Annotated in this window: 20 protein-coding genes and 1 other RNA gene; 3 read left to right on the top strand and 18 right to left on the bottom strand. The window is 35.9% G+C overall.

Annotated features, from left to right (window positions below):
* Positions 1-17 precede the first annotated feature (17 nt).
* The 4 genes from DLD54_RS03590 to DLD54_RS03575 form a co-directional block, all read right to left on the bottom strand.
* Positions 18-1106, bottom strand: a complete 1089-nt coding sequence (locus tag DLD54_RS03590) for a PTS sugar transporter subunit IIC (RefSeq protein WP_109918258.1) — start codon at positions 1104-1106, stop codon at positions 18-20.
* Between the two features lie 242 nt (positions 1107-1348).
* Positions 1349-2743 carry an MFS transporter gene (locus DLD54_RS03585; RefSeq protein ID WP_109918257.1) on the bottom strand — a complete coding sequence of 465 codons (1395 nt, stop codon included), beginning with the start codon at positions 2741-2743 and terminating at the stop codon, positions 1349-1351.
* A gap of 168 nt (positions 2744-2911) precedes the next feature.
* Positions 2912-4261: a glucose-6-phosphate isomerase gene (locus DLD54_RS03580; RefSeq protein ID WP_109918256.1), complete on the bottom strand. Its 1350-nt coding sequence runs from the start codon at positions 4259-4261 to the stop codon at positions 2912-2914.
* An 80-nt stretch (positions 4262-4341) separates the two neighbouring features.
* Positions 4342-4965, bottom strand: a complete 624-nt coding sequence (locus tag DLD54_RS03575; protein ID WP_109918255.1) for a VanZ family protein — start codon at positions 4963-4965, stop codon at positions 4342-4344.
* Between the two features lie 144 nt (positions 4966-5109).
* Between DLD54_RS03575 and DLD54_RS03570 the strand changes: the two genes are divergently transcribed.
* Positions 5110-7302 carry an LTA synthase family protein gene (locus DLD54_RS03570; RefSeq protein WP_109918254.1) on the top strand — a complete coding sequence of 731 codons (2193 nt, stop codon included), beginning with the start codon at positions 5110-5112 and terminating at the stop codon, positions 7300-7302.
* A 39-nt stretch (positions 7303-7341) separates the two neighbouring features.
* Positions 7342-8217: an SPFH domain-containing protein gene (locus DLD54_RS03565; protein WP_109918253.1), complete on the top strand. Its 876-nt coding sequence runs from the start codon at positions 7342-7344 to the stop codon at positions 8215-8217.
* 88 nt (positions 8218-8305) lie between these two features.
* On the opposite strand, the gene DLD54_RS03560 is transcribed toward DLD54_RS03565, so the two are convergent.
* The 6 genes from DLD54_RS03560 to glpK all read right to left on the bottom strand — a co-directional run bounded on the left by DLD54_RS03560 (position 8306) and on the right by glpK (position 15391).
* Entirely contained in the window at positions 8306-9757 is a 1452-nt protein-coding gene (locus tag DLD54_RS03560; protein ID WP_109918252.1) for a sensor histidine kinase, read from the bottom strand.
* A gap of 9 nt (positions 9758-9766) precedes the next feature.
* On the bottom strand, positions 9767-10486 hold the full coding sequence (locus DLD54_RS03555; protein WP_109918251.1) for a response regulator transcription factor: 720 nt from the start codon (positions 10484-10486) through the stop codon (positions 9767-9769).
* Positions 10483-10878, bottom strand: a complete 396-nt coding sequence (locus tag DLD54_RS03550; RefSeq protein WP_109918250.1) for an SdpI family protein — start codon at positions 10876-10878, stop codon at positions 10483-10485. Before DLD54_RS03550 ends, DLD54_RS03555 begins: the two co-directional genes overlap by 4 nt.
* 23 nt (positions 10879-10901) lie before the next feature.
* On the bottom strand, positions 10902-11870 hold the full coding sequence (gene manA / locus DLD54_RS03545) for a mannose-6-phosphate isomerase, class I (protein WP_109918249.1): 969 nt from the start codon (positions 11868-11870) through the stop codon (positions 10902-10904).
* A 232-nt stretch (positions 11871-12102) separates the two neighbouring features.
* Positions 12103-13848 carry an FAD-dependent oxidoreductase gene (locus DLD54_RS03540; RefSeq protein ID WP_109918248.1) on the bottom strand — a complete coding sequence of 582 codons (1746 nt, stop codon included), beginning with the start codon at positions 13846-13848 and terminating at the stop codon, positions 12103-12105.
* A 31-nt stretch (positions 13849-13879) separates the two neighbouring features.
* Positions 13880-15391, bottom strand: coding sequence for a glycerol kinase GlpK (gene glpK, locus DLD54_RS03535; protein WP_046326981.1), 1512 nt, complete (start codon positions 15389-15391; stop codon positions 13880-13882).
* 139 nt (positions 15392-15530) lie between these two features.
* Here glpK and DLD54_RS03530 point away from each other — a divergent pair, with 139 nt between their 5' ends.
* Entirely contained in the window at positions 15531-16406 is an 876-nt protein-coding gene (locus DLD54_RS03530) for a LysR family transcriptional regulator (RefSeq protein ID WP_109918247.1), read from the top strand.
* 62 nt (positions 16407-16468) lie between these two features.
* Here the strand turns inward: DLD54_RS03530 and DLD54_RS03525 are convergent, their stop codons facing one another.
* The 8 genes from DLD54_RS03525 to comGC form a co-directional block, all read right to left on the bottom strand.
* Entirely contained in the window at positions 16469-17662 is a 1194-nt protein-coding gene (locus DLD54_RS03525) for an MFS transporter (protein WP_109918246.1), read from the bottom strand.
* A gap of 386 nt (positions 17663-18048) precedes the next feature.
* Positions 18049-18414, bottom strand: a transfer-messenger RNA (tmRNA) gene (gene ssrA, locus DLD54_RS03520).
* 273 nt (positions 18415-18687) lie between these two features.
* Positions 18688-19872 carry an acetate/propionate family kinase gene (locus DLD54_RS03515; RefSeq protein ID WP_109918245.1) on the bottom strand — a complete coding sequence of 395 codons (1185 nt, stop codon included), beginning with the start codon at positions 19870-19872 and terminating at the stop codon, positions 18688-18690.
* A 45-nt stretch (positions 19873-19917) separates the two neighbouring features.
* Positions 19918-20919 carry a class I SAM-dependent methyltransferase gene (locus tag DLD54_RS03510; RefSeq protein WP_109918244.1) on the bottom strand — a complete coding sequence of 334 codons (1002 nt, stop codon included), beginning with the start codon at positions 20917-20919 and terminating at the stop codon, positions 19918-19920.
* Positions 20920-21102: 183 nt separating this feature from the next.
* On the bottom strand, positions 21103-21612 hold the full coding sequence (locus tag DLD54_RS03505; protein WP_158593315.1) for a ComGF family competence protein: 510 nt from the start codon (positions 21610-21612) through the stop codon (positions 21103-21105).
* A complete protein-coding gene (locus DLD54_RS03500; protein ID WP_109918242.1) occupies positions 21584-21862 on the bottom strand; it encodes a hypothetical protein in 279 nt (92 codons plus the stop codon). The genes DLD54_RS03505 and DLD54_RS03500 overlap by 29 nt, the downstream gene beginning before the upstream one ends.
* Complete coding sequence (locus tag DLD54_RS03495; protein WP_158593314.1) at positions 21852-22268, bottom strand: pilus assembly FimT family protein; 417 nt, start codon at positions 22266-22268, stop codon at positions 21852-21854. The genes DLD54_RS03500 and DLD54_RS03495 overlap by 11 nt, the downstream gene beginning before the upstream one ends.
* Positions 22261-22608, bottom strand: coding sequence for a competence type IV pilus major pilin ComGC (comGC, locus tag DLD54_RS03490; RefSeq protein ID WP_109918240.1), 348 nt, complete (start codon positions 22606-22608; stop codon positions 22261-22263). Before comGC ends, DLD54_RS03495 begins: the two co-directional genes overlap by 8 nt.

The following is a 22608-nucleotide window of genomic DNA, read 5'->3' as shown; positions in this document are numbered from 1 at the left end:
CAGATATTTAATAAGAACTATTCGCCTAAATATGCAAAGGCTACTTTTTCATCGTAAACATGGAATATTTTTTCAAAAAGAAAACGGCAGATCAGTGCAACTACTACAGGAATTACAATCCAGACCACTAGCGCCAATACAAAATTAATGCTGGCTTTTCCAGCGTCTAAAGAAGCTAGCGGCCCGACTAAACCTACAAGACCAAAACCCGCTGAAGCTGGCGTACCGCTAACATGGAATAGGGCCACCGGAATAGCTGAAACGACAGCAGTAACTAATGTCGGCAGGAGAATAATTGGATGTCTGAAAAGATTGGGCATCATCATCTTCATTGCACCTAATGCAATAGCAATGGTCACACCCGACTTATTAGTTCGCCATGAATGCACTACCAGAACCAATGTGGTGGCAGCTACTCCCATTGCCGCCGCACCAGCTGAAATGCCATTTAATTGAATAGCCATACCAATTGCAACTGTTGAAATAGGGGAAATAATCAACACTGCAAACATGCAGGAAATTAAGATGCACATAAAGATAGGCTGTAAATTTGTGAAAGAGTTGATAACTGTACCTAACCAAGTCGTAATCTTGCTAACATAAGGCAAAATTAGCATCCCAATCCAACCGGCTCCACCACCAATTAAAATTGGTGCGGCAACGATTTTAATCGAACCGAAATGCTGACCCACTAGTAGCAAAAGCCCCACAGCCAGACCGGCAGTAATCATCGTATTAATCAAATCACCGGTTCCTGCAGAAACAAATACACCCTGAGCTTTTGTAGCTGGATTTACGATCTGCGGCACAAACTTGGTCACGCCGGAGCCAACATAAGCTGCGGCTCCTACAATAGCCACGTCCAAAGGCACCATTTTAAATTGAATAGCAATCAAGGCACCAATGAGCAATGGTGTTGCACACTGGAAAATTAGCAAAGCTTGGTTTAAAGATGTTGCTACTGGGTTTTGCCCAAATAATTTCAAAATTGCACTGAGTACGGCATTGGGAATTAAGCCCACTATAATTCCTGTTGCCGTCCCAGCTAGTATTTTATTAAGAAAAGTTTTTACTGTTAGTTTATTAGAATTGGTTGAATCAGCCATATTTCATACTCCTTAAAATTCAGATTTTTCTAGGTACGCTTTGTCCGCAAGATAATTGGGGACAAAATCAAAATATGGTGAAGTGAAATTCGTCGCATTATTGTTTCCTCCTTAAATTTAATTATTAAGTATTTTATCATTTTATTTAAAAAAGTACACAAAAAACTTAATATTTTCTAATTATATTTAATTTCAGATAAAAAAAAGCAACCTAGATAACTAGGTTGCTGCAATTTTTTACTTTAATTGATGTTCATTTTTTTCTCAAGTCTAAATAAATTTAAGTAGCTGAGCAAGATGATTACACTAACAAAAGTTAAAAACAAGAACGCTTCTTGACTACCTTGTGCTGTCAGTGCAGCATAATTGCCTGGTCTCTTTTGCCAAGAAGAAATGATGGCAGCCATGACGGTTGTCCCCATTGAGCCAGCATATTGCTGTCCAGTTTGAAAAACCGCTGTGGCATCTGTATGCAATTCTTCTGGCTGCAATTTGGACGCTTCTGCCATGGTATTATTAAACGCCATTTGCCTGCCAATAATCATGATACCATAAAAAACGCCGACCATTAGCGTACTGATTTTCAAGCTAAAAATGGCAAAAAGCAGACAAGCTGTTAGACAAAAGACTGTTCCGGTTAGAAGTGGCAACCGTGGTCCCTTTTTATCGTAAACATGCCCAAACCATGGGTTCAATAGACCACTGATAATGCAGCCGGGAAGCAAAACCAGTCCTCCAATTAAAGAAGTGGCGTGATTAACAATTTGGACGTAATTAGGAATTGCAAAGCTGGTACCAATATTAATGAACTGCAAAAGCAGATAAGAAATCATGGCAAAAATAAAAGGCTTATTTTTAAATATGTCTAAGTTAATCAATTTCTTTTTACTTGATCGTGACAATTTGATAAATACGTATATCAAAAGCGCAACCACGACCATGCTTAACCAGAAGCCCCAATCTGTTAAGCCATTGCTAATACGATTGAAACCTAAATTAAAAATAATCATAGCACTGGCAATCACAATATAGCTTAACCAATCAAAACTGGGATGCTTTTTTTCATGATATTGTTCAACGACAAACAAACCCAGAACCATGATAATTACAGCAATGACAGCCACAATTTCAAATATTAAAGGCCAGCCGAAGTAGTAAACCACAGTGCCACCAAATGTAGGTCCTAAAGATGGAGCTAAAATAATTACTAAACCAGTAAGCCCCATATAAAAACCCCATTTTTCCTGCGGCATTAGTTCTACGACCATGTTAAACATTAACGGAATTGACAGACCGGCTCCCACAGATGATATTATGCGTCCAGCGAGTAATACCCAAAAATTATGAGCAAGCCCCGCAACTATTGAGCCCGCGATAAAAGCCACGGCGGCGGTCAAAAACAGCTGTCTAGCTGAAAAGCGGTCATTTAAATATGAACTTGACACCATTATTACAGAAATTGTTAATAAGTAACCGGTTGTAGTCCATTGCACCAGACCTAAACTAATATGGAACTGCTTCATTAGTGTAGGAAAAGTGACGTTTAAACTGGTCTCAGTCAAAATCGACACAAATGCCATTAAAGCACAACTGATTATAGCCAGTACCCGCTTTGGCGTTTCTCTTTTTGCTTCCATATTTCTCTCCTTAATAAAAAAGGGTTAAAAGCCTAAACTTTTACCCTTTCCATAATTGGTATGACATCAATAATTTAAAATGTACAGGATGAATAATACTAACTAATTTTATCAATAATAGGTTCCATATAATAATAGTATTAATTCATGAAATTAGCAATTATCTAATTATTTTTCTTCTTTAAAGCGAGCTACAAGATCATCATGTAATTCTTCATAGCCGGGCTTGTTCAATAAACCAAACATGTTACGCTTATATGCCTCAACACCTGGTTGGCTAAATGGGTTGATACCATTAAGATAACCAGAAATTGCGATAGCTAATTCAAAGAAGTAAATTAAGTAACCCAAAGTGTGTTCAGTCTGATCAGGAATATTGACTGTCATAACCGGAACGCCACCATCAGTATGAGCTAAAACCACGCCTTCATACGCATGTTCATTAACGTAGTTCAAGGTCTTGCCTGACAAGAAATTCAATTGGTCTAAATTACGATCATCAGCTGGTATTTCCACATCATTTGCAGGATTTTCAACCCTAATGACAGTTTCAAACAGATTACGCAAACCTTCTTGAATGTATTGACCCAATGAGTGAAGGTCAGTAGTAAAGTTGGCACTTGCAGGCCAAATACCCTTACCGTCTTTACCTTCGGACTCGCCCATTAATTGCTTGCACCATTCACTGAACATTCTCAATGTTGGTTCGTAGTTCTCCACAATTTCTGTAGTGTAACCCTTACGGTAAAGTATGTTACGTAAAGCAGCATATTGATAAGGAGTAGCTTCACTTAAGTCTGTAGAGTTATAATCTGCTCTGGCATCCGCAGCACCCTTCATTAATTGGTCAATATCTGCACCAGAAACTGCGATTGGCAAAAGACCAACAGCTGATAAAACGCTGTAGCGGCCACCAATATCATCCGGCACAACAAATTCTTCGTAGCCCTCGGCGTCTGCTTCAGTCTTCAATGCACCTTTGGCGCGATCAGTGGTAGCGAAAATTCTGGTTTTGGCTTCTGCAGCACCATATTTTTTAACTAATTTATCTTTAAAAATACGGAAAGCAACGGCTGGCTCTGTAGTCGTACCGGATTTAGAAATAACATTAACACTGAAATCCTTGTCTCCAAGCCATTCAATCAAGTCATGTAGGTACGAACCTGACAAAGAATTACCACAAAATACAACAGTAGTATGCTTATCTTTGCCTCTGCCATAAAAAGCACCATTTAAAAATTCAATGGCGGCTTGAGCGCCTAAATAAGAGCCGCCGATACCGATACAAACTAAAACTTCAGAATCACTTTGAATCTTCTTTGCTGCCTTTTTTATTCTCGCAAACTCATCTTTATCATAATCAACTGGTAAGTTAACCCATCCTAGGAAATCGCTACCTGCACCAGTACCGTTTTTTAGTTCACTATCAGCAGCATTAACCATAGCCTGCATTTCACTTAGTTCATTTTCGTGGACAAACGGCGTTAATTTAGTGCTATCAAATTTTATTAAACTCATAAAATACGCTCTCCTTACTGAATTAAATATTTATTTCACAAGAATATTTTAGCAATCTTAATTTGCAATTACCAGTGCTTTTAAATAGTTTTCGACTTTCTTCTAATTAGCATGACAACCCAATACAAGAAGTAGCCAATTGCTGCCCCGCAACTATTGAAAAAGACATCATCAATATCGCTAACACCAGTTTCAAGCAAAAATTGCATTGTTTCTATAAATAACGAAAATATCAGCCCCGCAAGCAGTACCCGACCAAAAGTTTGTTTTTTCGAAAAAACAAAGGGTGATAAAAAGCCAAACGGAACAAAACACAGGACATTACCAAAGGAATTGTAGACAAAATCTAACCGACTTTGCGCATGATACATCTTCCAAGTTTCTTTTAAAAATACAAAATTGATTTCACTAAGTGGTCTGTGCAAGTTAAAAGTCAAATTCCACGGGAAATAAGTATTGCGAAATGTGGTCAACATTAATACTAAGATTAAGTAAAAAGCAAATAACCATACTGCTGCTTCTGACTTGATTGTCCGCCTACTTCTAATAGTCATTAGCCAGATCAAACGGATTACCATGAAAAACAAAAAATAAAACATCGTTTTATCAAGTGCCAACATTATCAGCTTAATCAAAGCAAAATGATTAATTTTAGTAGCATAAAGTTGCGAAAGCAGGTTATATAGTGGTCCTAAAAATATCATTCTCATTCAATTCCTAAAATAGCGTTCATTTAAATTATACTCAATCTTGGTCAATTAATTCTTAAAAAAGGACTAACAAAACGAAAAAGATTGTCTAAAACCCCAGAAACTTTTAAAATAGTCAGATAAGGGAGAGTTTTTATTTTGAATAAAAAAAATCTGACTAATTTCATTCAGACTCGTACTGGCTTTTTTTGCCTTTTAGTTTTTTTATTTACTCTAAAATACATTTTTGCTGCGTATCATGATTTTAACCTGGGTATTTCAGATCCATATCAACACATCATCATGTGGATTAGCCCCATTGGCAGCGCAATTTTGTTAATTAGTATTGGACTTTATTTTTCTAAACCAATAGTTTCATACTGCGCTATGCTCTTACTTGACGTCGCAAATTCAGGTCTGTTATTTGCCAATATTTTGTATTACCGGCAATTCTCAGATTTTATTACTGTAAAAACAATTAATAATGCTGGTAAAGTAGCGCCGGGATTGGGAAAGAGTGCTGTCGCTCTGCTCCAGCCGTCAGATATTTTATTATGGCTGGATTTAATTGTAATAACGGGCTTACTATTAGCGCACAAAATAAAAATTGACCAAAAATCCTATGGCTTGCTGACACCATTTGCCGTAACTTCTGTTGGGGCCTTTGTTTTAGTTCTTAATATTTTTATGGCTGAGTCATCCAGACCACGACTTTTAGGTACTACTTTTGACCGGTCATATATCGTAAAGTATCTGGGAATTGATACTTATACCGTTTATGACGGCATAAAAAATGAACAAACAGAACAAGTAAACAAGAATGCGAATACTGCCGATTTGAATAAAATCCTGACTTACACTAAAAAAAATAAATTACCAGTAAATCCGCAATATTTTGGTAAGGCCAAGGGTAAAAACGTAATCGTGATCCATCTGGAAAGTTTCCAACAATTTTTAATTGATCTCAAGATTAACGGTAAAGAAGTTACGCCTTTTCTTAATTCTATCTACCATGATAAACATACTTTAGGCTTTGCTAATTTCTACCATCAAGTCGGTATTGGCCGCACCAGTGATGCCGAAAATATGCTGGAAACAGGAACTTACGGCATTTCGGATGGTTCCTTGTTCACTGCAATGGGCAGTTCCAATACTTTTCAGGCTGCACCGCAAATTTTACGGCAACATGGTAAATATACTTCTGCTGTCTTTCACGGCAATGTCGGTTCTTTTTGGAACCGTGATGATGTTTACAAAAACATGGGTTATAATTATTTCTTTGACCAGAACTATTTCAGCCATGATAAAAATGACCATATTGGTTATGGTATCAAAGACAAGGTCATGTTTGCAGAGAGTATTAAGTACTTAGAAAGAATGCAGCAGCCCTTTTATACAAAATTTATCACCGTCACTAACCATACCCCTTTTGATATGGATGAAGAAGATCTGGATCCAAATTTTAAAACCAGCGATACAGCGGATAAGTCCATTAATAATTATTTTGAAACTGCCCATTATCTTGATCAGGCAATTCGTGAATTTTTCACTTATTTAAAAAAATCGGGATTAATTAAAAATACCATAGTAGTAATTTATGGCGACCACTATGGCCTGACTAATTCTGAAAATGAAACTCTAGCGCCAATTGTTGGAGAAAGTTCTGACACCTGGAACAGCTATAATAACGTACAAATGCAGCGCGTACCTTTCATGATCTATTCGCCCAATTTGAAAGGAAAAATTAAGCATGAAGTTGCAGGAGAAATTGATGTCTTACCTACTCTGCTGCATCTTTTAGGAATATCTAACAAGAATTATATTCAATTTGGCAGCGATCTTTTAGCGCCAAAATACCGCCCGTGGTTGGTTTTTAGAAATGGGACTATTGTTAGTCAAAAATACGTCATTATTGGTGGCAAGGGGCTTAAAGGCGTTGTTTATGACCGTAAAAGCGGTAAAGAGATTATTAATTTTACCGCGAAGGAAAAATACGAAATCACCAAATTAGCAAAAGAAGGAAAACAGTCGCTGAAATATTCCGATTTATTGAATAACCATAATCTGCTCCGCTTCTATACTCCAAAGGGATTCAAGCCGGTTGATCCTAGTGAATTTGACTATTTAACCAATTATATTCAAATGGAAAATCTCAGATACCGTTTAAAAAATAGGTCTACTGCTTTAATAACCAAACACCGCAGATCAACTACTAGTCTTTACAAAACAGATGCAGCTGAGTTAAAAGGACGAGAATATGAGATTACAACGATTCCAGAATCTGTTTCTGGTAATCACCTCATGGAAAAACAAAACAAGTCTAGTAAAAATCATAAAAAGTCCTATAATTAATAAATATAGAATAAAATATTATTTTTTTGGAGGACTTTCATGAAATACTTATTTTTAATTATTATAATCCTATTTTTAGTGCTGGCATGCTGTAGAGTAGTCCCGCAAAACAATGAAGGATTAATTGAAACTTTGGGCAAATACTCAAGAACTGTTAAAGCTGGATTAGTTCTTATTATCCCGGTAATTCAAAGGTTACGTAAAGTTTCTCTAGCCATGTTTCCGGCAGAAATTTCCAAATATTCTATTATTACCAAAGATAATGCAGAAATTACTACCAGCTTGACCCTAAACTACTTGGTGACTGATTCATACAAATATTTTTACAACAATACCGACTCCGTTAAATCAATGGTTGAATTAATCAGAGGGCATTTACGGGATATTATTGGTCGGATGGACTTAAATGATGCGTTAGGTTCCACCAGCAGCATTAACTCGCAACTATCAGAAGCAATAGGTGATCTCACTGATATTTACGGCATTCGGGTCGTCCGTGTCAATATTGACGAACTATTGCCCAGCACTGAAATACAAAAAGCAATGGACAAGCAGTTAACAGCTGATAGAGAAAAAATTGCTGCTATTGAAAAAGCCGAGGGTGAAGCTAAAAATATTGAGTTAACGACTAAGGCTAAAAACGAAGCATTGATCGCTACAGCTAAAGCCAAAGCTGAGGCGGTCAAAACAGAAGCCGATGCGGAAGCCTACAGGATCAACCAATTGCAGTCAAGCCTCGCAAAAGCAAGCGACGGCTACTTTAAAAATCAAAGCTTGGACAGTTTCAATAATTTGGCAAAAGGACCCAATAACCTAATAGTAGTCGACAAGGATAACGTAACTAATCTAGGTTCAATTCCAGCTGCTGCTAAAGTCTGGCATGAAACCACCACTGACAATGAATTAGAAAAATAAATATACATACACAAAAGGCTAATAAATCATCAGTTTGAGATGATTTATTAGCCTTTTTAATTGCAAGCAGAATTTTATTCGAACTGCTTTAGCTATCAAGATATTGTTCATAGCCTTTATCAAATAAAATTATGGTAAATACAGCACCTTGATTCGACTTAGACTGAACGCGAATTTTGCCGCCATGCTGCTTAATTAAAGAAGAAACAATTGATAAGCCTAAACCATATTCGCCTTTACCCGAGCGCGTGCGCGATGGATCCGCCTTAAAATATCTTTCAAAAATATACTTAAGTTGCTCATGACTCATGCCAATACCATTATCTTTAACACTGATGATGGTGGCATGGGCAGCCCGATAGCCAGTAACCTCAATTCTGCCGTCAGTAGTAAACTGAATAGCGTTTTGAATTAAATTGACCATAATTTGGGTAAAGCGGTCTCTATCGGCATAAATTGGCAAATCTATAGGTGCTGAAATAATAATTTTATCATTTGCCTTAGTAGCATTATGTTTAAGCTGCATTGTAACATCGTCTAATACTTTTCTAGCATTAAACTTGGTTTTAATTAAATCTATTTGATTATTGCGTATTTTTTCATAATCGAGGTTTTCGTTAACAAGACGAATAAGCCTTTTTGTTTCCCTGCTCATTAAAGCAATAGACTTCGGCTTGGCTTTATCCGGAATTGCATCATATTGCAGCCCTTCCAAAATACCATTGATTGTAGTTAACGGTGTCCGCATTTCATGTGCAGCATCAGCCATAAACTGATCCCGTCGTTTTTCTTGTGCCTTAACTTCTTGATTTGATTTCTTTAATGCGCGCACCATTTGGTTAAAGTTATCAGCAAGCTGAGTTATTTCATCATTACCACTGTAATTAGCCTGTACGTCAAAATTTCCTGCAGCAACTTTTTGAGTAGCTTGAGACAAATTTTTAATCCTATTAGTTGCATAAAACGACAAGATAAAACTTAAAATTAAGCCAACTATTAATGCAGTCACCAACGCACTGAACAAATTTTGTTTGGCACTTCTTATTGGTCGTTCAACGGTTGACACCCGAACTCCCAGCCAAATTGCACCAATAAATTTACCCTGATCACGCCAAGGCAAAAGCACTCCAGTACAGGTGTCTTTAGTATGACCTAATTGCGAAATTATTTCATTGTTGTTTTTGATATGCAGCTTTTTCCCACGCTTTACTTGTGCAAAGCGCTTGTCAGAAAGTTTAATCTTGTTATTTCTTTTGGGATAAATCTGTTTGCCCCGCGTATTAAAAACGCTAAAATACACTTTATCGCTGTGAAGGACAAACTGCAGTCTATGCAAAAACTTGGGGTTAAGCATTGCTGAGCCATTCTTTTCTTCACTAGCAGCCAAAGTTCCCAGAGCAGAAGCAAAATCTTCCATTCTCTGATAGTTATGGGCATAAGATTGCTTAGTGACGTTATTAATTTCTGAAAAGCCAATTATTGATACCGTAGTAAGAATGATTAGTAAAAAACTAAGCATGTGCTGATAAATCAACTTCATAATAAAAACCTACGAATCATCAAATTTATAGCCAACGCCCCAAACGGTTTGGATAACATCTGCACCCACAGTTTCCAATTTTTGACGCAACTTTTTGATATGAGCATCAACTGTCCGGTCTTCACCATAATAATCATAGCCCCAGACAGCTTCTAACAATTGTTCACGGGAAAATACCTGTTTAGGTTTTTGAGCCATAGTATATAGTAAATCGAATTCTTTTGGTGTAATGTTTTGAACGTATTTTCCGTCATATAGTACTTCACGTCTGCTCTTAGAAATTTTGGTATGAGCTGTTTCGACATCGAATTTTTCGGCTTCTTTAGTTTCTTTTGATTGTTCTTTATGATCATCAATTCTAATTCTGCGTTGCAGCGCCTTGATACGAGCAATTAAAGCTAAAGGACTAAAAGGCTTTGATACATAATCATCTGCACCAGCATTAAATCCCTGAATCTGTTCCTCCTCACTACTGCGAGCAGTTAACATAATAATTGGAATTTGTGGTGAAATCGCACATACGTCTTTAGCAACTTGTATGCCATCTTTTTTAGGTAGATTGAGGTCTAACGTGATCAAATCATACTGGTCAGGATTTTTGGCAAACATTTTAACGGCTTGTTCCCCATCAGTAGCTACATCCATGGTCCAGCCTTCTTTTTCAAAGAACATTCCCATCATTTCTGCAACTGACTGATCATCCTCGACCATTAAAATTTTCAGTTTCATTTTCGGTCCCTAAATCCTTTTGTTCTCTCCCTTTTTACTTTGTCAGGATCTATATAATCTGCCGGCAATTCATGACGGTTTTGTAAAAAGCTTTTTAAGGCTTTTTCCGTAGCCATGATTGGAAAGATAATGAAAAGATAAAATGTCAGCAGCCAAAGTAAAAAATATCGATCCCATTTAAATAAATGTATTCCAATACCCAACAATAATTGAATTAAACCAAAAGCAATAAAATTTATACTTGCTCTTTTTTGAGCAAACTTGAAACTATTTTTATTGACTTGGGCCAAGTATGAATGATACCCGTAAAATGGAATTGGTCTTTTTGCAGGCGAGATTAGCCATAGCAGTCCAATTACTAACATAATTGCACCACATGCGATATAAATCATACTTTTTCCTTTCTCTGATAGATTTAATTCTCGTTTCCTGGTGTTGAAATAACTATTTTCATATTACCTTCAAACTTAAAATTCTTCATTTCATTAGGAATAATCAAATTTGTTCCTAATGCTAAATCGTAAGTCTTATTTGCAAATTCGAGTTTACCCGAACCATTAATGATTGTGACTAATAAGTACGGGTGACTATTTAAGCCAGTTTGCCATTGACCATTAAGGTCTATTTGCCACAAATAAAAATGAGGTGAAATTGGTGGCTCAACTAAAGTTTTGATAATAGCATCCTGCTCATGTTTAGTCTTGATCTTAAGTTGTGGATCAACATGAGGAACCTGAGTAACATCAATTGACTTTTGTGTATGCAATTCTCTTTTCTGGCCTGTTTTTTGGTCAACTCGGTCATAATCATATAGTCTATAGGTTACATCACTTGATTGCTGAGTTTCAATTACTAATATTCCTTTTGTAAGTGCATGAATTGTACCTGACGGAACGTAAAAGAAATCTCCAGCTTTCACTGGGACTTTACGCAATAGCTTATCCCATTCCCCTTTTTTGATCATTTCTGCCAATTCAGCACGAGTTTTAGCGGTATGACCATAAATCAGATACGAACCAGGGTCAGCCTGCAGGACATACCAGCTTTCGGTCTTGCCACTGTCATTTTCTACTCTGCGGGCATAATCGTCATCAGGATGAACTTGCACAGATAAGTTGTCATTAGCATCCAAGAATTTAACCAGTAAAGGAAATTCTTTACTTTTAGGATTGCCAAAAAGCTCTGGATTTTCTTGATAAACTTGCCGTAAGCTTTGTCCTTTGAATTGACCGCTAGAAACAGTTGAAGCGTCATCCTTGTATCCAGAAATAACCCAAGCTTCACCGACTTGACCATCTGGAATATCATAATTAAAAATAGTTTTTAATTTGCGCCCACCCCAAATTTTAGGTCTAAAGTATGGCGTTAAAAATATTGGTTCCATCATAATTCACCTCACTATTAGTGTAATCTTTTAAAGTGCAAATTTAAAACTATTTTTTCAAATATGAAAACAAAAGTTATTATTTTAAAAGTAATTTCCAATACAAAATAAAGAGATTATTTAATTTGCTTTATTTTAATATGAGATAATAAAAACACAAGAAAAAAAGCCCAGCAGAAAGAATTCTGCTGAGCTTTTTGGGGAAACAATTTACTACTCGACAATTTTATTTCTATTTATTTTTACTCTTTAATCCCTCCAGTCGTGACTCTGCAATTTCATGGTCTAAGTCATTAACATATTGCTCTTTTAATGCCTTATCCCAGCCATAGTAATCAGACATATGCTTTACTACACCATCTTTAACTTGGCTCAAGGTGTCACTCTTGAACAAGATATGGTAAGTGCGGCGTAAAAGATAATCGACTGGAGTCAAAGTCATTTCTTCGTTTAATGAATAGTCCAGTGCAGCCGTTTCGCCTAAACTTAAACCATCTGCTGGCTTAATCTTTTGTGCGTAGTCGTATATTTGCTCTGCTTGAGAACCAAAAAGATTAGCGATTTCAGTTGCGTCTTCAGAAGGTAAACCAGCAGCAACACCATCTTTAGCAATCCGTGCCAGTTCTTCTTCTGCATGATCAGAATCAAAGTCACCACCAGCAACTTTAATTTCAGCAGAATCTTGCAAAGTGAAGTTCTTAGAAAACTTATCATGCAATTTCTGCTGTATTTTCTTCATTGCTCCATTAGCCATAATGCGGTAGTCTGTCAACTTACCACCAGCTAATGTGATTAAACCGTCTTCAGCTTCAGTTAGTGAACTACCACGTGATACAGCAGACGGAGCAGAGGTACTGTCAGAAACACTGGCTCCAGTAGCAGCATCAGCTGCTTCGTTTCCTTCAACCTCTACTTCAATTAACGGACGAACTCCTGCCCAACTGGCTTCAATATCGTCAATTGTCAAATGGGCTGCAGGATACTTTTTATTAATAATGTTTAACAAGTAATCTACATCGCTTTGTTCAACAGTTGGATGAGAGTAATCACCGGTAAAGTCGGTATCTGTAGTACCAAAGTAAGTTTTACCTTCTCTTGGAATTGTGAAAATCATACGACCGTCTGCCGTGCCTGAACCAAAATAAGTTGGTTGTGGCACCGTCAGGCGTGATTGGTCTACTACAAGGTGCACACCTTTAGTTGGACGCAAACGTGGTTTCTTGTAAACCTCTTTATCTTCTTGACGTACCAAATCAGACCAAGGACCAGAAGTATTAATAATTACATCTGCGTGTATTTCAAATTCTTCACCGGTTAAATTGTCGTGAACTCGCACACCATTTGCTTGCATTTGATCGTTATGCAAAATTCTGATGCACTTCAAGCGACTAACAGCCAAACAACCTAAATCATGTGCCTTTTTAACGTTTTCAACAACCAGCCTTGAGTCATTGTTTTGATAGTCTAAATAAACACCCGCACCTTGCAGATTTTCACTATTTAATTGTGGTTCACGCTTTAAAGTTTCTTCTTTATCCATCATGTAGTTAGCATATTTGATTAAAGGCGAATCTCCTTCAATGCCAGCTAGATGATCATATAAATCCATAGCCACTTTGACTGAAAACATAGTAAATGTGGTGCCGGGTTCATCATAAATTGGCAAAATCATCGGGTCTGGTTGTGTCATATGTGGCGCAATGTGCTGGATAACTGCACGTTCTTTAACAGTGTCGGAAACCACTTGAACATCAAAAGTTTTAAGATAGCGAATACCACCATGTACTAATCTGGTAGAACGAGAAGAAGTACCTCCACCAAAATCCTGCATGTCAATCAAGCCGGTTTTCATTTTAGCTGCACTAGCTTGCAAAGCAACGCCAGCACCGGTAATGCCGCCACCAATAACCAGTAAATCTAATTTTTCATTCTTTAAACGTTCAATTTCTTCTTGTCTCGTTTTAATTGAGAACGCCATGATTCAGCCTCTTTCTCTCTAATAAAATTAATTACTTTTGAAATGGTTTGTAAGAAAAGCTTTGAGCAGCCTTAACAGCAGCTTTCCAGCCTTCATATAAGTGATCTCTTTCTGCACTGCTCATTTGCGGTTCAAAAGTCTTACCTACCTTTTGGATCTTCTTAATCTCATCGACATCTTTCCAGAAACCAATAGCTAATCCTGCAAGGAAGGCAGCACCCATCGCCGTTGTTTCAAGGTTAGCAGCACGTTCAATCTTGATGCCCAAGATATCAGCTTGGAATTGCATCAGATAATCGTTATTAGCAGCACCACCGTCAACTTTCAACTTAGGAATTTTAATTTTGGTATCTTCGTGCATAGTGTCAATGACGTCACGACTTTCGTAAGCTAAGGATTGCAAAGTTGCCTTAGTAAAGTCATCCCTTGTCGTACCTCTAGTTAAGCCAAAGACAGAACCACGGACGTTTGAATCCCAGTATGGAGCACCTAAACCAGTGAAGGCAGGAACTACGAAGACTTCGTTATTATCCTTTGAGCGCTTTGCTGCTTCTTCTGATTGCGGCGCATCATCAATAATACCTAATTGATCACGCAACCATTGAATAGCTGAGCCAGCAACATAAATACTACCTTCCAAAGCATAATTTACTTTGCCATTGATGCCATAAGCCACAGTAGTCAACAAGTTATTAGCTGAGAATTTCGGCTTTTCTCCGGTATTCATCACAGTAAACGCACCGGTACCATAAGTGTTTTTGACCATTCCTGGTTCAAAAGCCAATTGACCAAATAAAGCTGATTGCTGGTCACCAGCCATACCGGCAATTGGAACCTGACTACCATAAAAATGATATTCTGCTGTAGTACCGTATATTTCGGAGTTAGAACGAATTTCCGGCAAAATTTTTCTTGGAATGTTCAATAACTTGAGAATTTCATCATCCCAATCCAGTTTGGTAATGTTAAATAACATTGTTCGGCTGGCATTAGTGTAATCAGTGACATGAACTTTGCCACCGGTTAATTTCCAAACCAACCAAGAGTCAATAGTGCCAAATAGCAATTCACCATTTTCTGCTCTTTCTTGAGCCCCTGGAACATGGTCAAGAATCCAACGAATTTTGGTTGCAGAGAAATAAGCATCTGGAATCAAACCGGTCTTTTCATGAATCATATCAGAATAGCCGTCAGCAATGATTTTATCGGCAATATCAGACGTCTGACGCGATTGCCATACAATCGCATGATAAATTGGCAAGCCTGTTTTCTTATCCCAAATTACAGTGGTTTCACGTTGATTGGTGATACCAATAGCCGCAATTTGATTGGGTTTAACCCCAGAATTAATAAACGAGTTGGCAATTGTAGATAACACTGAATTCCAAATTTCATTGGCATCGTGTTCTACCCAGCCTGGTTTAGGAAAATACTGATTAAACTCTTTACGTGAGTCAATTACTTTTTTACCTGCATGATCCAAAATAATTGCACGTGTACTAGTAGTACCTTCATCAATCGCTAAAATATATTTTTCAGCCATTATACTTTCTCCTTTTAGCCATAAAACTAATAGTATAGGTAACTGTTGTTACAACTCAATTTTACCCTCGCTTTTTAGTAAGCGCTAACATATAATGGTGATAACTTATTAGTTAAAGTTATAAAGAAAAGGATGATACATGATGAAATACAGCTTGTTAGCATACAAATATTTTGTTGATGTAGTTGAAACTCAAGGATTTACCCCGGCTGCCAAAAGAAATTTTGTTTCTCAAACCGCGATTAGCAACGCAATTAAAAATTTGGAAAAGCAACTTGGAGTGCAGCTAATTGACCGTTCGACTTCTCATTTTAAAGTAACTTTAGCAGGTAGCAATCTCTATCACTGCGCCATCCCTCTTTTAAATACCTATTATGAATTTGGTGAAAAAATAACCCAGTTAAATAATTCTTTTAGTATCCTAAAAATTCATTATCTGCATGGGTTTGGTTTCTGGACAGTCAAATTAGCACAATCTTTGTTAACATCTAACCCCAAATTACAATTACAATTAGATACAGAGAATTTTGCGACAAGCTTTACAAAGTTGGATGCAGGAAATTATGACGTCCTGATTGGTTTTTCAACGGCGGTAAGCAAAATTAAAGATATTCACGTTAAAAAAATTGGAACAGCCAATTTTAGCATTTTACTTAATCAGAGTTCTTTAACTAAAAATGGCAATATAAGCAAGAAGACTTTTAAAAGGCAGCCCCTTTTTTTACAAAAATGGACTGCTACAGATAGTAATGATGTGCAATCAAAAATTAAAATAATTCTGCGTCAAATGCACATTGACTACTCTCAAATCATTTATCTAGACAGTTTCGACGCAGCAATATCGAATGTTATTTTAAATCATGGTCTGGCAATTTATCCGCGAGAATTATCAATACCAAAAAAATATGATGATTGTCTCTGCTTTTTACCTCAACTGCCTGAACTGAAATATGACGTGGTGGCTATTTATAAAAATCCGGCTCTCGCCAATATTTTGGAACGTGCAACTGATTAGCAAGTTCTAATGATGATAAATTAATTTCTGCTACCGCGTTTTGGGCAATGATTAAATATTTACTATTCCAACTTGCCTAATTTGCTTAAACCGCTGAATACAGTAATCAATATGGAACCGAACATACAGATAGCCGCAACAATAAATATTGCATGTACCTCCGCCTTAATGAGAAAACCGCTAATTAACGACATAATCGGTCCAATAATTCTAGTTAACGAAGTTGAAATTGATGTGATTGTGCCTTTATACCGGTCTGGAGTCTCTGCTTGAATTACAGTAAAAAAGTTAGCTTGTGACCAGACACTACCAAACGAAACTAAAGCATAACCAAAAGTAACTAGGAGGTATGACTGAACATTAAGCATGATCATAAAACCGATCATTATCAGTGAAGCGATCATCAGCATTTGCGTACCTAATTTCAGATTTTTATTTATTTTTAAATAGACAGAGTTGCCAATAATACTGGCGACAGCGGCGACTGTGAAAAAGATACTAACGAGATTAACGGAAATCTGCATTTTTTGTTTTAATAAAAAAGTTAACATAGGCACAACCGCCTGAAAACCAACATTAGCCACAAAGAAACTGGCAATTAACCATTTAATGTTGTGATGAGCAAATAAAAAAGAAATTCCCTTCTTAGCACTTTTAATAAACGAATTGCTCTTTTTCAACAACTTATTTTCCCTATGCAATGGCTCATAGCCCTTAACAACATAAGTCAAATAGCCAAAGCTTAGAGCATCGAGTAAAAAACCACCGATATAATTAATTAAATTAATGACTATGGCAGCAATGCCAGGACCAAAAGTTTTTTGTAAAGAAGAAATCAAACCAACTTGACCAGAAACAGATGATAGTTCTTCTTTTTTAACTGATTCAGCTATGAATATTTGATATCCAGTCCAAGTAATTAAATCAAATGTGCCTAGGAGAAATACTACTAATAAAAGCCAATATATAGAAAAGTTTTTTATTACTAAAAACGGGGCAATAATAATCAGAATCATTTGCATGACTAATGACAACAACATAATTTTCTTGCGGGAATAGATGTCAAAAAGCGGTCCAATCGTCAATCCAAAGAGCGCCGTTGGCAAATATTCAACTGCCGTTAAAAGTCCCATGATAACTGATGAATGAGTTCTAGAAAGCATTAAAAGCGGAATTGCAAAGGTGTAGAATTGATCTCCTATTCCCGAAATAGCATAGCCTAAAAGTAATTTGTTTTTCTGTGATAAATTTTTCATTGTAATTTCTTTGTTATTCGACCAATTTTTGTTTCCAACAATAATATTTAACGCCAATAAAACGTTATTATCTTAATACTACCAGTTAGTCTTATATAACTTTTATTCTATTAATCATAGATCTTATATTTAACAAAAATATTTATTTATTATTCCCTTAATAGCAGCATTTCTAAAACTAACATAAATAGCTAAATATAAAGTTGGCGAACATTTCAGCGACCACTCATAATTTAATTTTATATAAATATAAAATTAAATTTATAAAGATAAAATGCTAAGAAAATAAAAAAGGGCCAAACAGTTCTCGCTTTAAGAATTATTTAGTCCCTTTTTAGTCCGTGCTTTTATTAAAATATTATCAAATGAATATTTCCACACTAATTTTATGGAGGTGAGGGGAATTGAACCCCTGTCCAAACGCATTCCGTCACTGACATCTACGATCATAGTTATATTATTTGAACTTCACTAGTCCAAAACGCCATATAACAGGGCTAGTATGGACTAGCTAACCTGGAATGACTCTTTCTAACTATTCAGATGAGGTAGTTAAACGTAACTCACTAAGTTGATACTTGAATTCAGACGTGAGTAATCCGAAAACAAGCAACACATGCGCCTAAATTAGGCAGCTAATGCGTAAGAATTTTCTTTATTTGCAGTTATAAAACTGTGACGTTTTTACGTAGCCGTGACCTACGAACCGCAGTCAATGCGAATCTACGCCTGTCGAATCCCAAAACACCCCCGCTTTGGGTAAAAATAATTATAGCATAATATAGGTATATTGACTAATATTAAAGAATTTTCACCCAAAACCGCTTTAAAGTGCAATTGTCGTCAAAATATATTGGCTCAGCTTAAAAACAAATAAATGCTTAAATTCAGGACAAAAGAAAAAAGCCGTTTTGCGTTCTACTTTCGGTTCATTCTGTCACAACTATTAATCGCCAGTTAAACTATTATAGATAAAAAAGCCGTTAAGAAGTTTTCTTAACGGCTTAAAATAATTATGTTTTAAACTAATTCAAATGAGCCAAACGAACTACATCACGTTCTATCATTAATTCTTCATCAGTTGGAATAACTAAAGCTTTAATTTTAGAATCTGGTTTGGTAATAAATTTCTCTCCATTAGTCTTGTTAGCTTCTAAATCTGGCTTTAACCCAATAAATTCAAATGATTTCATCACATTTTCACGAATACCTGAATCGTGTTCTCCGACTCCAGCTGTGAAAATAATAGCATCTGCACCCTTCATTTCAACCATGTAGGCACCAATATATTGTCTTACACGGTTAACAAAAATAGCACGCGCAAGGTCAGCTTTTTTATCAGAATTGTTTTCTAGGTCACGCATATCTGAAGAAATCTCAGAAATACCTAATAAGCCGGATTTATCATTGAGAATCTCAATCATTTCATTAATATCAATATGATCTTTATTCATGATATATTGCAAAACTGATGGATCAACATCACCTGAACGGGTTCCCATGGTGATACCGGCAAGTGGTGTAAAGCCCATTGAAGTATCGTAGGACTTGCCTCCTTTTACAGCGGTAATTGAAGCACCAGAACCCAAATGACAAACAATTAATTTTAAATCTTTGGCATCTTTACCGAGCATTTCTGCTGCTCGACCCACAATGTAGCGAACCGATGTCCCATGGGCACCATATTTACGCACACCATATTTTTCATAATAATGATAAGGAATTGAATACATATAGTGAACTGGGTCTAAAGTTTGGTGAAATGAAGTGTCAAAAACGCCCACTTCGGGTACACCAGGTAAAAGCTTCATAAAAGCCTCAATTCCTTTTCCTTCAGCAGGATTATGAAGTGGGGCATACTCCTTTAAATCATAAATTTTTTGTAGTTTTTCTTTGTCAATTAACGCAGAGTCAGTAAAATCTTCACCACCAGCGACTATTCTATGACCTACACCTACAATCTCATTAATATCTTCAACCACATGATACTGTTTTAAAGCTTTCAGTAACAAGTTAACTGCAGTTTCTTGATCTGGAATTGCCACATCTTCACTGTGTTTTTCACCATTAGCTAGTTCAATTTCAAAAGAAGAGCCGTTAATACCTACTCTGTCAGCAATACCTTCTGCTAAAACTTTTTCTTCAGGTAAAGCAAACAACTTATATTTAAATGAAGAACTGCCTGAGTTGATTGCTAAAACTTTTTTCATATATGTAATTCCTCCATAAATATCACTTTAAATTTTTTTCACAAATCAATTAATGTTTTTAGTATACCACTCATTTAGTTTAACATTAAGCTTTATTAGGTCATCTTCGTTTTTAAACGAGTCCAACTTTGTGAGAAATACTTCACTATTTCCGATATTTTTGCCATGATTTTGTAAAATTAAAATTGCTTTTTGATTAAATTTATTTTGAAAAGCACTGTCAGGAAGTTCAACTATTGCGCGCAGAAAAACCTTCTCTGTTAGCCATGGCATAAAGTCACTGCCACCTTTTCCAGATAAAATTGCTTTTGGTACAACAAGAAAAGCAAAGCCTCCTTCTTGGAGATTTTTAATAATCTGTTCAATAAATAAAAGATGAGCAAACGAGTGACCATTTTCCGATTTGGTAGCAAAATTAGCAGCATTTTTATCAATAGGATAATAGCCAACAGGTAAATCACTAATAACAACATTAGGATTCTTAAACAGCCAAGGAGTTAGTGCATCTTGACAAAACATTTCAATATCAATGTTATTCAAATGTGCTGCAATATCAGCTAAACTCAGCATTTCTTCGTCATTATCAATACCATATAATTCAAAATTAGTTTTTGAATGGTTAGCGCTTTTTAGCTGCTGAATTACAGAAAACAATAAATTACCTGTGCCAATAGCAGGATCAGCAATTACCAATTTCTCTTTAGGCACCAGCTTTTGCACAAACATAGCAATTATAGTAGAAATAGCTGGTGGAGTTGGCATTTGATTGGCATCAAGATCATCTTCAGTAACTGCTTTTAATGTCAAATAAGTGAATATTTGTAATTTGGTATTATTTGACAGTTTGTCATAATTCAATTTGGCATATTTTTGACTAAGTTGTTTGACTGTTTCTTTATCAGGTGCCCCTAGTTCAACTTTAATCTGCCCATTTTCAAGATTATCAAAAGTTTCTGTCAGAGCATCCCCAAAAGATACATTCAGCGCTTTCTGTAAACATTGAACGCAGTCCAAGAAACTATTAAAAATATTTTCAATTTTATCCATTTTTATTCCCCTTATCTCTCAAATATTTTAATAGAAATACGGTCCTAAGAGCAAGGAAATCAATTATTAAGTAGGTATTCAATTAATAAAAAATCATTTTCCATACTATTTCGATAAATTTCTTGATAAAATTGTAAAAATATTAAACAAGTAGTTAACACCAGCACACTGCTTAATAAAGCACTAGCTTTCAACATTTTTCTTTTTTTCATTGCGCTTTTCTTTCTTCGGTTTGGGATCAAACTTTAAATAAATTTCGGATTGCCTGCCATCTCTTTCAGTCACTTTAATTTTAATCTGCTCATCTTTAGTAAAAAATGAGGCACGGGAAACATTAATTAACAAAGGCATATGTCCACCTTCAGGGGTAGTAACCCTAATCATATTTTTGTAAAAATTGATAGAATATATTTTGGGTTCATTATTTTGGCTTATTACCTCAAAATCCGCTTTTTTGAACGTAGATTCAGCGGGCTTGGTGAAACAATACTTGAACTTTTGCTTTTTTATAAAGCGATTAAATTGCACATACGAAAATACCACGTCATCAGTTTTATGATTTATTTTATTTGCTAAAGTAGTACTTTTCAGTAAATTCTGCAATATTAATACTACTAATAAAGTGGCAAAAACGGAAAATAAAGCCTCGGCAAGCAAAAAACCTTTATTTTCTAATTTGATATGTCTTCTCATTAGTTTCATCATAAACGCTCATTTTTCCAGTAAGATAATAAACATGATCGTGTACAACTATCTTTTTTAAGTTATTTTTGCGCATCACATGCCAGGCATAAGTAAAATCAGTTTTATGCTCAATATTTTGTTCAATTTGACGGCTTTCGCCTACAATTAAAGCTAAGGTAGTAACACCCATTAAGGCAATCACAAGGGCTACCATGCTTTCCGCTATAAAAAAGCCCTTCACTTTTTTATTAATCCGCAACTGCTCTACCCCATGTCATTTGTAATTTTATTCTTTTGCTATTTTTGTGGTCACTAATCGTAATTGTATGTGGTGGCATAGAACCGGTAGCTGATATTGCCAACCCTGATAGATTATATATTTCAATGTGAGGATTGATTTTTATTTTGCGTAAATAACCCTTACTAGTTATTCTGATGTTTTTTGAAACTGGATAATAACGAATATAGGCAGCTTCATGGCGTATAGTGGCTATCCGAGCTGCTTGTTCAACCGAACTCTTAACTTCTTGAGCGGTATTAGTTAAAATCATTTTTTCTCGATACCGCTTGATTTCAATAGTTCCCAGCATTACTAGGCTGACCACAATAGTTAAAGTGATTACCATTTCAACTAAGGTAAACCCTTTAACTTTGTATTTATTCATTCTTTTCAACCACACCATTTGTTACGGTATAATTTTTTGATTTTGCAAATTGCTTTTTAGTTAAATATCCATCTTCAAACATATTTTGGAAAGTAATTTCCTTACCCTCACGATCCTTATCATCTTCATATAAGGTAGTTTGTGTTTGCAAAGTCGTTTTAAAAGCATCATTTGTTTTCGCGTTGGCGCTATCTTTTTGCTTGGTCAAATTAGGTGCTATGATAATTAGCAACATAACTATTATCGCAACAACTACTACCATTTCGATCAGGGTAAAACCCGGTACTTGCCTATTTTGGGAATTTAAACATAAAAAATTACGTCTTTTTTTCTTTTTCAT

The organism is Lactobacillus helsingborgensis (genome assembly GCF_003173695.1).
Lineage (GTDB): Bacteria > Bacillota > Bacilli > Lactobacillales > Lactobacillaceae > Lactobacillus > Lactobacillus helsingborgensis.
Note: the sequence above shows the minus strand (reverse complement) of the source record. Positions and strands in the feature narration are given on the sequence as shown.